This is a genomic window from Shimazuella sp. NTD248, assembly GCF_059510395.1.
On sequence record NZ_JCAJZT010000001.1, the window covers coordinates 787,463 to 800,546 of the forward strand.

The window sequence follows — 13,084 nt, forward strand, 5'->3', positions numbered from 1 at the left end:
CCTTTTGCTTTGCATCACGTTACGAGCAACAAATTTCCTTGGCAACATCTAATTTTTGTTTGAGAATATTTTCTAACTGCGCAATTTTCCGAGTGACCCGATCAGCACTTTGATTGATTCTAGCTAGCTGATTAGCGGATATTCTTCCTTCAGAGAAAGCTTCTACTGCCGTTTTTACTTTGGTACTCTCAGCCTGTAGCAATCTAGCTAATGCGATTTCTTGCTGTGCTACCGATTCAAAAATTTGATTTTGTGCTTTCTGGCATTCTGTCAAAATCACTGCTGTAATAACATTTGTCGTCTCGCTTTCTGATACAACCTCACCATCTGGCTTTAATTGATAGTCATAACTCACTTCTGCTTGATTATCGATTTGCAGAGGTAATGGAGCTAACACTGACACTTGGAACGTGATTTCCACACTCTGATCAGGTGCGAGGGAACCAACTGGGATACCAGATGTTAGATCACCTGTTATGGTAGTACCATTCACTTTTATACTGTTTGGAACAAGGGCAGTTCCATCAGGAATCACATCTTTGACCAAAATGTTATTTACATTGACATCGCCATTATTAGAGACGAGAACTGTATAAGTAATGACTTCATTTTCTTTGTCGTAAACTGATTTATCTTCCATTTTCACAGCATCAATTTGAACTCGTTTGACCACTGTTTCCACTTCGTTGGATTCATTCGAACCATAGCTGACGGGAAGACTTGGAGCACTATGAAACTCATAATCTAACGTTCCTTTGTTTAGAACTTTTCCACTTGGCGGTACAGATGTTACTTCTACTTGGAATACGATTTCTACTGGTCCTTCAATCGAAACGGAACCAATGGATACACCTTTGGTAGGATCTGCTGTCGGCTGGGTGATCCCATCTATTTGCAAACTTCCGGGAACAAACGAGACACCAACAGGCAGTCTATCCGTAAAAATGGCATTCTCGGCTTCTACCAATCCATTGTTAGAAACCAAAATAGTATAGGTTAAAATATCTCCGACTACAGCAATATCTTTGTCAACCGTTTTCTCCATCTGTATATCCGGGCTGTTCACATCAATTTGCAGACCGAGACCAGATAAGACAAATCCATCTCCCTTAGTGGCAAGACGTGCAATTGCAGATGTCTGAGATGTATCCATCGCGTTAGAAACATCGACATTGGTAATATCCCAACCATAGCGGTTGGCAGATTGCTTTTGACCAGGGATAACATTGTTTGTACCAGCTGTCCCATTGGTGTCCAAATTTCCATTGTCATCATTGATCTGAGAGGCGAAGAAATTATCTGCTAAATTATTTGGCCCAGAAATCACTTGCAAACTGCTTGTATCAGGCCCAAATAAAAACTGATCTTTAGGGATGAAACTGTCACCTTCAATCGCTGTCAATAAGGCACGGGCAGCGAATGGTCTTGTATCAGGGGTAGCAAAACCAGAGATGGTTTGATCGACAAATCCAGTTCGGTCGATCGAGGCAATACCTACAAAGAGATTCATGTTTCGAAGAGCAAGGGATACATCTTTATAAATAACTGCCAGCGTCCAACCAGCAGCGTTACTTCTACTCGTATGGAGTACCGTTGCTGGTACACCATTGACCACATAAGACCCAGCACCACTGTTTTTCACGATATCTGTAATATCAGCAGAACGAATATAAAACACTTGCGATTCATGGGTGACTTGCTGGGCTGTTGCAGGATCAGGTGTGATCGACTGCAATCCACCTAATGAATCCATCAGCGTAACGGGAGTATTGATCTCATTTGTCACATCTTCTTTACTTGATTTGGTCGATCCACCCCAAATCAATTCTGCATATAACACTTCACTGCCGGTAGGGAGATTGAGATAGGCCATCGAAGAATTCTTTTTCCAATCGAGCGTACTTCCAAGAGGGTAACCAGGGACTTGCAGAGAAACATCGAGGGTCAGAAATGCGCCAATGTCATTGTAGATGGTATTTAGCTCGCCATAGCCGAGCGTATTACCAGTAAAAGTCATCGCGCCCTTCGTAGTTGTCGAAAACCGCCGAAGCAGTGCCATCCACTTCATCCTTTCGAGGAAAAATAATGATGGAACAAAATATCTGTTTTGCATACAAAGCAGCCCAAAGCGGGCAGAGGAAAACAACTATTTTCTTCGGCGTAAGGAAAGAACACTATTTCTATTCTATTATCATTTCGGAGATTTTTGCAGGGACAACAAATTTGCAAAACAGAAACATAGCAGCAAAGTATATCAGCAAACTGAAAAACATTCCTGTCACACTTCAATATTGTAACATATAGGAAAAATAGTCTGTCAACCCCAAAAAAATAAATAAATACAAAAAATAAGAATTGTATAATTATAGGAGATCAGATATTATAAATGTAGAGCGGAATTCTTTTCACAACAAATATTTTCCATTTTATGAGAATAAACTGATCACCTCTTCTCTATCAACGATAGTAAGCATCACATACACCTGAGTTAGTTTTGAATCTAGGAAAAGAAAATAATGGAGTTATTAATAGATAAATAAAAAAAGAGGAGGCTATAAAAATACAAATAGTTATGTAAGAAGCGTAAACACAGGTTGAAAGGAGTTTATATCATCAAAATATTCAATCTATTTATGTGGCGCCTCCCCACTGGTTCAGATGAAACACTCTAGAGGTGGAGTTCATATTATGCGACAATGGATCCGCTTTCCTACATGGCGAGGCAATCCATTCGTGTCACCGTATGTCTAACAATTGGAAGATAACTCAGAAGTATGTGACTTTCTTTTTTCTTTAACAAAATAGAAACCCTTACTATATAAGGGTTTCAAAGAAGACGATATAAGCAAAATGTACTAAATGAATACTCAAATATATACAACCAAAAGTCTGGTTCATTTCATTATCAGGTGAGCCGGGCACGAAATGTGCCCGACTCGGAGAAGTTCTCCCCATCCTGATGGATCAACCGGTGGTGGAGTCCTTCCAGAGCTCTTCCATCTGGCGCTCTGCGCCCGGCCAGTCCTCGGCGAGAAGGCCCATCAGCAGCATGTCGTGACGCTGCTGGGTCCCATCTTCGTTCTGGAAGGCGACCTTCATGTGCTTGCGGCGGCGGCCCTCCTCAAGGAGTCCTGCCAGAGAAGCAGCCTTGATGGAGGCCTCGTTCTCGGCCGAGACGTCGGCCTGAACCCGCTCGAAACCAGCCACGCGGAACGCCCAGTCGATGAGCCAGATGGCGAGTTCGGAGATCACCCTCTGTCCGCGGTACTCCGGTCCGGCGATGGCCCAGCCCAGCGTGCACCGCTCGTGCTTGTCGACGATGTCGACGTACGAGATGACCGCCTTGGCCTTGCCATCGATCTTGTCGATGGCGGTGAAAGGCAGGCGCTCGCCAGCCTCACAGGCCGCACGAGCTGACCTGATGAAGGCGATCACTACTTCACGAGCGGTCACGCCGTCGCGAGGACTCATGCGCTCGGCGGTGTCGGGGTGGTAGAAGCCCCACGTGGACAGCTTCTTGCCTTCCGGCTCGATCAGAACCGGAATCAGGTCGTCCACGTGCTCCTCCGACGTCGGCACGAGCCAGAACCGGGGGGTCTCGATGATCAGCTCTCCGGTCAGTGCCTTCGCGAAAATCTCAGAGAGGTTCACTACTTTGCTCCTTCTAGGTCGGTTGTACATTCAGGGGGGGGAACCCCCTTTAGGTGCCTGTATTAGGCTAATTACTATTATACAGATGATTTGTTGTTATTTGAACGTTATATTTTTTATTATTTAGCCTGTGATATTAGTTAAACTATTTTCCTATAAGGACAAGACTTATCAGAGTTTAAATTAATATCCCAATAAAAAGGCTGAAACTCCCTTTTCAATTTTTAAATCAAACCATTAAATTATTTCCATAAATATTAAACTACAAAAATAACCTCCCTCAACTATTCATTTACTGGATATTCACAAACCAAAACAAAAATAAATTTAAAAACAAAAATAAATTATTGACAAAGACAAGTTTTTCGCGTAAAACTGAGTAATAAGAAGAAATCGCTTTCAGACACATACACCAAAAAAGACAGATTTCCGCATTAGGCAAAAAGAGTTTGACCTAATATCCAAACCTGTCTCTGGTATAAATACTGCTTAATTAGCTAGTACTATGCAATTCTTGCTAATATTCATCTGAAAATAACTCCTTTAAAACAATGACATAGAAAAAGTGAAGAGTGGGAATTTAGGTAATCAAACGACGATTGGAATAACAAATACAGAAGAAGCAAAGCGAGTGAGAAGAAGAGGAATCCTAGAATTTGAGAAAAGGGACTACACGTAACCAATTCATCCATTTTGGTTTTGTGCTCGTAGAAACGCCTGTTGGGATAGTGGATTCCAATTCTGTCGCAGGAATACTTTTTACTTCTCGGTAAATTTTGCTTCTCGTGTCATTTGTATAAGTTTCCAAATGAAAGTAAGATTCCAAATTAATTCATTCCTTTCTTTGCTGTGCAGTTTTTTTATTGGTAGAACCTTTATAAGACTAATAAAATTATGCTTTGACGTCAACAGAAATATCGAAAAATTAGCCATTTGGCATTATTTTTATATATTTAATTAATAAATCTATACTAATAATGGAAAATCAAACAGTCATTTCTTTCTCTTTAAATTCAATCTATCTTTCATATATACTGATAAAAAAGTATAATATCTACTAGAAATAAACAGATGAAATCTAATAAAATGGGGCGGTCACGTTGAAAATAGCTCTAGTAGCCCACGATAAAAAGAAAGTAGAAATGGTTGAATTTATGAGGAAATATGAATCTGTTTTTCTGCCATATTCCCTCTACGCAACAGGAACAACCGGAAAACGCATCATGGAAGCAACTAATTTAGACATTCATCTATTAAAATCAGGTCCATTAGGCGGAGATCAACAAATAGGTTCTCTCATTGCTATGGGTGATCTCGATTTGATCTTTTTCTTTCGTGACCCACTCACCGCACAGCCTCATGAACCAGATATCAGTGCTTTGCTCCGCCTATGCGATGTTTATGGTATACCTCTAGCAACAAACCAATCAACTGCTACTTTATTGGTACAAGCACTAGAAATTGGCTGGCTGTTAAAAGAACAAAATGAAGAAAACAACCATGCTTGAGTTTATTTTATCAAGTATGGTTGTTTTTTTATTGAGATACAAAAAGAGTCAATATTCGCTATATGAAACGAAAGAAACCCGCGGATCTGGTTTGCATTTTTCTAATAAAGTAAAAAATACTCTGATGGAACAGTAGATAGAATATAAAATGAATACCAATCAGAAAAGGAAGTACAATATGCCGGTACAAAAGACACAGCAAAAAAATACTTATTCTCACCTCTTGATAACTATCATGACTATCGTTTTCGTTCCACTTCTTCTCATCGGATGTGCATGGCTGGCCCAGCATCCTTCTCTTGATATAATTGGCGTCTTTCTTGCACTCTTCGTGATCTGTATCGCTTGGGCACTATGTGGTGCAGGCCCAGGTACTTTTGTTAGTATTACTGCATTTGCCTTTCTACTGTTTGTCGGCCCTGCACTACATGACATATCAATGGAAAAATCCGGAGTTCAGTATTCTGCTATTTTAGCAAATATAGCTCATGAAAATAATCGAAAAGGTGCAGATTGGAATTGCACAATTGTAACAACAGATGGAAAGCCTGTACGATACACGATGACAGAAGCAACGGGCTGTTGGGATAACTTAAAGGTTGGACAAAAAGTAAACGTTGTAGTAGACCCTTCTGGTTGGCTTCGACCGATGCTTGCAACGAAATTAGATGGTTCAATCACTCAGCAAATTTGGACTTCCGTTGGAATCGGGCTACTGATGGAAATCTTTATTTTGTATGGGAGATTGCGGAGAAAAAAATCACTGCATAGCGTGTAGCAGTGATTTTTTTTATGAAAAAGACCAAACAATTCACACTCGCTTCTTATTTACAGAAAAATACAATAAATTCAAAAGGATAAGTATTTTATCCTCCGCCTTATTGTATAATTAATCGAAAGATAAAGATAATATCACAGAAAAGGATGTTATCAGTGGAAACACAAAAAACACAGAATGGTATTTCTGTTTCCTACACGATGGTCACTATATCCTTACTGATCGTTATCCCTCTGCTTCTCATCGGCTGCGCATGGCTCATTGATCATCCACCTTTTATGTTCATTGGTTATTTACTTGCTCTTTTTATTATCGCGATAATTTCCATTCGTGGATTTTCACTTGGTATATTAGTCGGCTTCGCTTCTTTTGCATTTCTGATGTATGCAGGTGCTGCCATACATTATGTATCCATGGAAAAGTTAGGAGTAAAAGAGCTTGCCATCGTTGTAGATATACAACTATTCAACGGAAATCAACAAGAGGAAACTCAAGATTGTAAATTAGTCACAATGGACAAAAAACCAATTCGTTATCCCCTCACTAAAGCTACTGGCTGTTGGGGTTTAAAAATAGGCCAGCAAGCAACCATTTTAGAAGACCCATCGGGATGGTTTCCTCCTATCGTCGCAAACCGAGTAGAAGAAAACAGTACAGAAGCGCTTTGGATTTCCTCAGGAATTGGACTATTACTGGAAATCCTTATTCTAAATAGTAGACGAAAATTAAGTCGCAGAGCCATATAGGAAACCACTGCTATCTATTAAGCAGTGGTTTCCTTTTCTTTACTATCTATTTGACCTACGAAAACAATATCGTGCAAAATATCCTACTAATACGGGAACGATTATAGCACCGATAACTCTTCCTAAACGCTCAGCAGAATCACCACCACTTGCACCAGCAATATTGTTTACAGCGGCTAATGCCAAAAGTACAGTAAGTGCAACACACACATAACCAAGTATTTTCCAACCTGTATGGACTTTCTTTTCTCGATCAGGATGCAACAAAGACAACTCCTTTACTATGGCTTGCTTTCTGAAATATCAGTTGGACTTATACTATTTTAACGAAAAAAAGACAGAGACGTAAAATGGGATAACTCGTCCCGGTGTCTATCCTCTTATTTCATCAACTTGTTGACAGTAATCAATAGTTCATCAATTACCTCTTCATCGCCTTCCTGAAATCGTTCTACTACACACGTTTTCAAATGCTGTTCTAGCAGCAGTTTGCCAACACCATTCAATGCGGATTGAATGGAAGCAATTTGGTTTAACACATCATCGCAATACGTATCCTTTTCTATTAATCCTTTGACACCACGAACTTGTCCTTCTATTCGACTTAAACGGTTCATCAAATTTTTCTTGATCTTATCAGAGTGATGACTTTTGCGGACATCCTCTACATGACAAGCTTCTTGTGTCAATTTTTCATTTGTATTTATATCCATTATCATTCTCTCCGATCTTAGAAACTGATACTTCCCCTTATTTTAACATAGCCCCCTACCCTATATCCACTCCATTTGTCCCTTGCTTGCTATTAGGGAACAAAGCGACCGGCTGATGTCATCTGTCAGTCGGTCGTTTGATTTTTACAAATAAAAAAACGAGGAATTTCCCTCGCTTTCTTTTATATCAATTGGAAATATCGCATTGGGTGACCGGCTGATCTGTATTCGCACACAGATCAGCCGGCCTTGTCTCCAACTAACAGGAACGATCAGCTCCTATTACCGGAGATTGGAGTAGTCCCTTGCGAGCTCCCGCTGCTCTTCGGGGGTACTCGGGTACTGCGTCTGATCCTGCGGTTCAGACTGACCCGTTCCCTGATTCTCTTCGGTGGGATCGGCGGTCATGTGCACCTCCATGAGGTAGACGCAGAGATAGCCTTATTGCTACCTCTAATCATAGGATACAACAGTATAACGATAATATCATCCCATTATTCGAATTTAAAAAAGATTAAATTTATACAACACACTAAAAAAAGTACTTTCTCCTAACAGAAAAAAATGGCAGTAGATGAATACCTACAAAATATCACTTTGACACTTTGTATACAAACGTATACAATTAAAATCGTAGTCAGTTGTATACAAACGCATACAAACAGGAGGGGTTTCATGAGATATCCCGGATTTAAAGAGTATGAGAGGTTCAAGCATCACTTTGGTGAGGAGCATAGGCGAAGAGAACATAAGATGCACAGACATGGGGCTAAAACGTTTCGCAGAGGCAGAGCCATCGCTTTCTTGGAGATGCTGAATATGAAACGATCTACCCTTAAACAACAATTAAATTCAGCCGAACTTCAATCCATCCACCCCGTTCTAGTAGGGGAATTAAAAGCAGTGGAAATGGTCATCAATGAGTTTGTTCACTTATTTGAACTTCATGAATTTGAAGAAGATGGATCAAGCAGCATAGGAAAAGCAGATCAAGGAAATCTCTCCGACATGGAGACTTCTAACGATGAGAAGAAAGAAGAAGACTGAATTATTTATATGGGAGGTAATAGGGTGTTTGTGCAGCTAAGGAAAATGACCGTCACAGAAGGAAATGCCGAACAAGTAGTCCAGCGATTCAGCCAAGAAGGGATCATTGAAAAACAAGATGGGTTTATTGATTCAACTATCATGGTCAAGAAAGCTCGACGTGGTGATGAAGAAATAATCGTCTTGATACGGTGGGAATCAAAAGAACACTGGAAACAATGGGGGAAAAGCGAAGCACATATCGCCCAGCATAAAGCAAAAATCGGAAAACCAAAACCAGAATATATCCTTGGTATGGAAGTCAGGAAGTATGAAGTAAAGGCTGTCAAAAAAGCAGCAGAATAGTATTTTATAAGCTGTTTTAGCTTTAAATCGGCGGGACGCCGGCTCTGGTACCACATCGGTACCAGAGCGGTGCCCCCCACCCCTAACTGTCGGACCGCATCAGATCCAAGGGGACGAGGCGAACGATCTTCTGCTCGATGGCGTGGATCACGTGCGGATCGGTCTGGCCGCGGAGCTCGTTGACCAGCTCCAGCAACTCCTCCGCCTTGGTCAGGTAAGGCTTGGCCCCTCGATACGGGCTTACCCCCCTCTGACCGATGGGGAGCATCTCCATCTCGTACCCTGTATCGCGGAGCTTCGCAGCTGCCCGCCGGTACCACCTGATGGAGTCTTGGGCGAGAATCAGCAGCTTCTGAAGCCACCGATTCTCGCCCTCTTCGATTGCGTCGCGCACCTGCTGTACGTCAACACCATCCTCTTCGATCTGGTTGAACAGATCATCCAAGCTGCTCACCTTGTCCTCCTCACAACTAGGGCTGGTTACCTATAGCTTAACACAGATGTCTGTCCAAATAAAAAGAATACTCCTACAAAGAGTGAAACTAACTTCTTGTATGTCTAGAAGTTAGTTTCACTCTTCTCTCTTGCCCCAATTACAAGCCTCAAACCTATTAAACAAATCGTTAACCATACTCCACCAGCTGCATATCCAGCTAGAACATCACTTGGATAATGGACTCCTAAATAAATTCGACTCAAACCAACCATCACGATCATAATAACAGTACATAGGAACATGATAACTTTTGGTGTTCTAGATTTTAAAAACACCATGAATAACATACAAATCATTCCATAAAAAATAAACGAAGCCATGGAATGTCCGCTGGGAAAACTATAGCCTGTTTCTTGAATGAGACGATGCAAAGTTGGTCTTTGGCGATGAAAAATCCACTTGAGTAATAGATTAAACAGCCCTCCTCCTCCTATCGCAATGACAAGAAACAAAGCTTCCCATCTTTTTCTTTGCCATAGCATACACAATACAGTAATGATAAGAAATAATATTAATGCTAGTGGAGAACCAAAAAAGGTAAAGACTTTCATGATGGAAGTAAGTTTTGGATTAATAAATGTCTCTACCCAATCGATAATCGTTTGGTCGAAGTGAAATAAGTCAGCTTCCACCAGTTCATCAGCAAATCTGGCAAAGACAAAAGTGAAAAAGGATAAAAACAAGGTAGAAATTAGTATATAATTTTTGGTATGTGCTAAAACCTTAGACCAGTTCATCTATTTCATCCTTTAATTTTCCGTTTGCTCCATCTATCCTTTTTCTCCCATAACCATGTAGTCATGAGACCTAACGATAACCAATGAAGACCTAATAACAAAATTCCTCCTAATAATGGAAAGTTAATAACAGACGCAAGGATAGCTGAACCAACTGCTGCGATCAGCCATTTTTCGCGGCCCCTTATCAAGGAAATCTGCTCGCCGATCATGATCGAAACAGCCGTTAAACTAATGATGCTAAAGACGATGAGGATAAGGGCTAAAATAATGAGGATCGGTATTCCAATAATACTAATGATAAGAAGGCTAGCAATAGCAAGCAATAATAAACTTGTTGTTATACCTATTAGCATTGTTTGTTTTAACTCTTGACGAATTCTCACAATAAAAGGTTCGATTCGTTGCTGTGTGATGAGAACAGTCGCTATAGGCAGAATGAACAGTAACAAACTTAAAGAGAATCGAAAGAACCACCAACCAAACATAAAACTGCTGGTGATCAGCAAATTGTTTGCCATTTGATTGTCAAAAGACAGATGGAAAATTTCATCTGTAACTTTGGCTCCTGGCTCCTGTGTGATCTTTCCACCTATGACGAGTACTAATTCTTCTACATGTGCATTTTTCTTAATATGAAGATTACCACCTACCACGATGATTTCTCTAGCCGATCCTGCTAATGTAACATCACTGCCAAACTCGACGACATGATCGATTTTTTGTCCCTCGGAAATTACCAAATCTTTATGTGAAAACACCGTATTATTGTTAGAAAAGGGCAAGGTATCTGCACTATTTGATGCATATACATTTCCGCTTCCCATCCATATATACCCAAAAACACAAAATAGGAGATTTAATAAAATGAACTTCCGTTTCATTGTTGTATCTCCACCTTTTTTGAACTCAACAATAGGCGTAAAGACCAAAGCGATGCCCCTATCAAAGGAATACAGAAAATAGCTACAGTTAGACTTAAGTATGGTATAGCAGAAAAAACGGTATGAAAACTATGAACGAGATGGTACAAAATACGAATAGGAGTAAAAGAAAATAGACTCCCTAATAGAAAAAACAGAGATATATGGATGACAAGCAGAAGTAAAATACTACTTATGGTACTCCAACGTAAGGCCGTATACGAAAGGATACCTTGTATTTCTCGATAAGTTTGCTCTTCATCAGAATATATTCCTGCCATTACCTTGCTGGTTATATCCTTCGGTAATAAAATGCTTTCAAAAGTATTTTTTAGTTGCCCATTCATCCAAGTGAAATCTTCATATAGTTCGAGGCAATCTGTACAATCTTGCAAATGCTTCTCTACTACTAATCTTTCCTGCTCTTTCAATTCATTATCTACATAGGCAGATAGCAAATGATCCACATGTTGCATTTTGATCACCCCTCTCTTTTTAATTCTTTTCGTAATGTCATACGAGCCGTATGTATTCTTGATTTGACAGTTCCTTCAGGAATATCCATCATTTTCGCTATATCTTGATATGAATATCCTTGTATTTCTCTGAGTAGAAAAACGGAACGATGCTCAGAAGATAGAGACTCTAAAGCTTGATATAAATCCATTTCCAATTGTTTTTGTTCGATAGGAAGATTTGAGTTATGAATACTCTCTATTTTATTTGTTAGCCAATCACTGACAACCACTTTCTCTTTATATCGCTTCTTTAAACGATCATTGCATAAATGATACACAATCTTACTTAACCAAGAAGTGAAAGCAAAGGGACTTTTTAGATTCTCCAAAGAGAAATAGGCTTTGATAAAAGCTTCTTGAAGGACATCTTCTGCCTCAATGGTATCATTTAACATAGCTACAGCTTGATAGTATACCTGTCTTTTGTACCGCTCTACAAGGGCTTCAAATGCATTTTTATCCCCTTGTTTTGCTTTGGTGATCAGATCGTAAAGCTCTTGGTCCACACCCTACCCTCTCCTGCCTCCACTTCAATAAGAAAGTTCATACCTTAATAGACGGTGAACAACACTCAAAAGTTCATCTACTACTCATTATTTATATTTTCTTTTTTTTTATACGATTGATAAAATGTATTTTCGTCCTATCTAAAATCAATAAAAGAAAAAAATGATAAAAAATACTTGTTTGGTGAACTTTTCTTGTACTTCAGTCGTCTTTTTTATTGTTTATAATAGGCTTAGCTTTATAAGAACAACTTTGTGGCATATCACGAAAAGCTACAAAAAAGGAGTTTTCACAAATGTTACATTTTGTTGAGGGGCATTTTCTAGTGACAGAAATAATATTTATCGTAATTCTATTTTTTGTTTATGCAATCCTTCCGGCTATCGCTACTTTGGGATTAGGTATTGGGGTATACAAAAGAAGACCTATCCAGCATGGATTAGCCTTTACTTTTGATGATGGTCCTGATCCAACATATACTCCTCAACTGCTAGATCTTTTAAAAAAATATAATATCAAAGCTACCTTCTTTACTCTTGGGTCGAAAGTAGAAAAATACCCGAATTTAATTCGTCGTATGCATCTTGAGGGACACTTGATCGGTGTGCACAATTATGTACATAAATCTAATTGGTTTCGTACACCATGGGCCCTTCATCGTGAATTGAATCGATCAGCTTCACTTATTGAACAAATCACTGGAGTCCGTCCCATTTTTTATCGACCTCCTTGGGGTTTACTGAACTTATTTGACTTTGGATTACGAAAACATTTTCAAATTATACTGTGGTCCCTAATGGTTGGCGATTGGAAAAGTAAGGGAGGAAGCGAGAGAATTAAGAAAAATTTACTTCAAAACATAAAAGACGGGGATATTATTCTGTTACATGATAGTGGAGATACATTGGGTGCTGATATCGATGCTCCATCGTTTACAATCGAAGCACTGGAATATGTTTTCCAAAATGTTCTCCACAAAGGATATCACTGTATAAGAGTAGATGAAATGGTGAAAAAAAAATTCTTCCCTCCAATTTCTTCTTCACAAAGCCATTCTGGCGCAGAACAATATGTGCAAAAGAACCAATTGGGTTCATAGTTTTCACAGCCTTAGA

16 protein-coding genes are annotated in these 13,084 nt (G+C 39.6%); 6 read left to right on the forward strand and 10 right to left on the reverse strand.

Translation table 11 applies throughout. The features are described from left to right. Positions 1 to 19 precede the first annotated feature (19 nt). The 3 genes from AC5WOE_RS04205 to AC5WOE_RS04215 form a co-directional block, all read right to left on the reverse strand. Positions 20 to 2,059 (reverse strand): alpha-helical endospore appendage domain-containing protein, encoded by a 2,040-nt coding sequence (locus AC5WOE_RS04205; protein WP_496052006.1) that lies wholly within the window; start codon positions 2,057 to 2,059, stop codon positions 20 to 22. Positions 2,060 to 2,964: 905 nt separating this feature from the next. After that, entirely contained in the window at positions 2,965 to 3,651 is a 687-nt protein-coding gene (locus tag AC5WOE_RS04210) for a GNAT family N-acetyltransferase (protein ID WP_496048751.1), read from the reverse strand. 649 nt (positions 3,652 to 4,300) lie between these two features. Then, a complete protein-coding gene (locus AC5WOE_RS04215; RefSeq protein ID WP_496052007.1) occupies positions 4,301 to 4,477 on the reverse strand; it encodes a hypothetical protein in 177 nt (58 codons plus the stop codon). A gap of 274 nt (positions 4,478 to 4,751) precedes the next feature. Between AC5WOE_RS04215 and mgsA the strand changes: the two genes are divergently transcribed. The 3 genes from mgsA (at position 4,752) to AC5WOE_RS04230 (ending at position 6,683) form a co-directional block, all read left to right on the forward strand. Continuing rightward, positions 4,752 to 5,159: a methylglyoxal synthase gene (mgsA, locus tag AC5WOE_RS04220; protein WP_496048752.1), complete on the forward strand. Its 408-nt coding sequence runs from the start codon at positions 4,752 to 4,754 to the stop codon at positions 5,157 to 5,159. 178 nt (positions 5,160 to 5,337) lie between these two features. Beyond that, positions 5,338 to 5,937, forward strand: a complete 600-nt coding sequence (locus AC5WOE_RS04225) for a hypothetical protein (protein WP_496052008.1) — start codon at positions 5,338 to 5,340, stop codon at positions 5,935 to 5,937. Positions 5,938 to 6,092: 155 nt separating this feature from the next. Beyond that, on the forward strand, positions 6,093 to 6,683 hold the full coding sequence (locus tag AC5WOE_RS04230; protein ID WP_496048754.1) for a hypothetical protein: 591 nt from the start codon (positions 6,093 to 6,095) through the stop codon (positions 6,681 to 6,683). 42 nt (positions 6,684 to 6,725) lie between these two features. On the opposite strand, the gene AC5WOE_RS04235 is transcribed toward AC5WOE_RS04230, so the two are convergent. Further along, entirely contained in the window at positions 6,726 to 6,947 is a 222-nt protein-coding gene (locus tag AC5WOE_RS04235) for a hypothetical protein (protein ID WP_496048755.1), read from the reverse strand. Between the two features lie 116 nt (positions 6,948 to 7,063). Continuing rightward, positions 7,064 to 7,396, reverse strand: a complete 333-nt coding sequence (locus AC5WOE_RS04240) for a metal-sensitive transcriptional regulator (protein WP_496048756.1) — start codon at positions 7,394 to 7,396, stop codon at positions 7,064 to 7,066. 675 nt (positions 7,397 to 8,071) lie between these two features. Here AC5WOE_RS04240 and AC5WOE_RS04245 point away from each other — a divergent pair. After that, complete coding sequence (locus tag AC5WOE_RS04245; protein WP_496048757.1) at positions 8,072 to 8,443, forward strand: hypothetical protein; 372 nt, start codon at positions 8,072 to 8,074, stop codon at positions 8,441 to 8,443. A gap of 24 nt (positions 8,444 to 8,467) precedes the next feature. Beyond that, the gene (locus AC5WOE_RS04250) at positions 8,468 to 8,788 is read left to right on the forward strand and encodes an antibiotic biosynthesis monooxygenase (RefSeq protein ID WP_496048758.1); all 321 of its coding nucleotides are present in this window, start codon (positions 8,468 to 8,470) and stop codon (positions 8,786 to 8,788) included. A gap of 82 nt (positions 8,789 to 8,870) precedes the next feature. Here AC5WOE_RS04250 and AC5WOE_RS04255 read toward each other — a convergent pair whose 3' ends face one another. The 5 genes from AC5WOE_RS04255 to AC5WOE_RS04275 all read right to left on the reverse strand — a co-directional run bounded on the left by AC5WOE_RS04255 (position 8,871) and on the right by AC5WOE_RS04275 (position 11,968). Then, positions 8,871 to 9,242 carry a hypothetical protein gene (locus AC5WOE_RS04255; protein WP_496048759.1) on the reverse strand — a complete coding sequence of 124 codons (372 nt, stop codon included), beginning with the start codon at positions 9,240 to 9,242 and terminating at the stop codon, positions 8,871 to 8,873. 104 nt (positions 9,243 to 9,346) lie between these two features. Then, on the reverse strand, positions 9,347 to 10,021 hold the full coding sequence (locus AC5WOE_RS04260; protein WP_496048760.1) for a phosphatase PAP2 family protein: 675 nt from the start codon (positions 10,019 to 10,021) through the stop codon (positions 9,347 to 9,349). A gap of 5 nt (positions 10,022 to 10,026) precedes the next feature. Then, positions 10,027 to 10,905, reverse strand: coding sequence for a hypothetical protein (locus AC5WOE_RS04265; RefSeq protein ID WP_496048761.1), 879 nt, complete (start codon positions 10,903 to 10,905; stop codon positions 10,027 to 10,029). Continuing rightward, complete coding sequence (locus AC5WOE_RS04270) at positions 10,902 to 11,420, reverse strand: anti-sigma factor family protein (protein WP_496048762.1); 519 nt, start codon at positions 11,418 to 11,420, stop codon at positions 10,902 to 10,904. Before AC5WOE_RS04270 ends, AC5WOE_RS04265 begins: the two co-directional genes overlap by 4 nt. 5 nt (positions 11,421 to 11,425) lie before the next feature. Further along, positions 11,426 to 11,968 carry an RNA polymerase sigma factor gene (locus AC5WOE_RS04275; protein WP_496048763.1) on the reverse strand — a complete coding sequence of 181 codons (543 nt, stop codon included), beginning with the start codon at positions 11,966 to 11,968 and terminating at the stop codon, positions 11,426 to 11,428. Between the two features lie 296 nt (positions 11,969 to 12,264). Between AC5WOE_RS04275 and AC5WOE_RS04280 the strand changes: the two genes are divergently transcribed. Continuing rightward, entirely contained in the window at positions 12,265 to 13,068 is an 804-nt protein-coding gene (locus AC5WOE_RS04280; RefSeq protein WP_496052009.1) for a polysaccharide deacetylase family protein, read from the forward strand. Positions 13,069 to 13,084: the final 16 nt, after the last annotated feature.

Coding starts and splice junctions, on each gene's coding strand:
- AC5WOE_RS04205 (WP_496052006.1), bottom strand. CDS start 2,059: ATGGCACTGCTTCGGCGGTTTTCGACAACTACGAAGGGCGCGATGACT.
- AC5WOE_RS04280 (WP_496052009.1), top strand. CDS start 12,265: ATGTTACATTTTGTTGAGGGGCATTTTCTAGTGACAGAAATAATATTT.
- AC5WOE_RS04225 (WP_496052008.1), top strand. CDS start 5,338: ATGCCGGTACAAAAGACACAGCAAAAAAATACTTATTCTCACCTCTTG.
- AC5WOE_RS04245 (WP_496048757.1), top strand. CDS start 8,072: ATGAGATATCCCGGATTTAAAGAGTATGAGAGGTTCAAGCATCACTTT.
- AC5WOE_RS04260 (WP_496048760.1), bottom strand. CDS start 10,021: ATGAACTGGTCTAAGGTTTTAGCACATACCAAAAATTATATACTAATT.
- AC5WOE_RS04270 (WP_496048762.1), bottom strand. CDS start 11,420: ATGCAACATGTGGATCATTTGCTATCTGCCTATGTAGATAATGAATTG.
- AC5WOE_RS04240 (WP_496048756.1), bottom strand. CDS start 7,396: ATGGATATAAATACAAATGAAAAATTGACACAAGAAGCTTGTCATGTA.
- AC5WOE_RS04265 (WP_496048761.1), bottom strand. CDS start 10,905: ATGAAACGGAAGTTCATTTTATTAAATCTCCTATTTTGTGTTTTTGGG.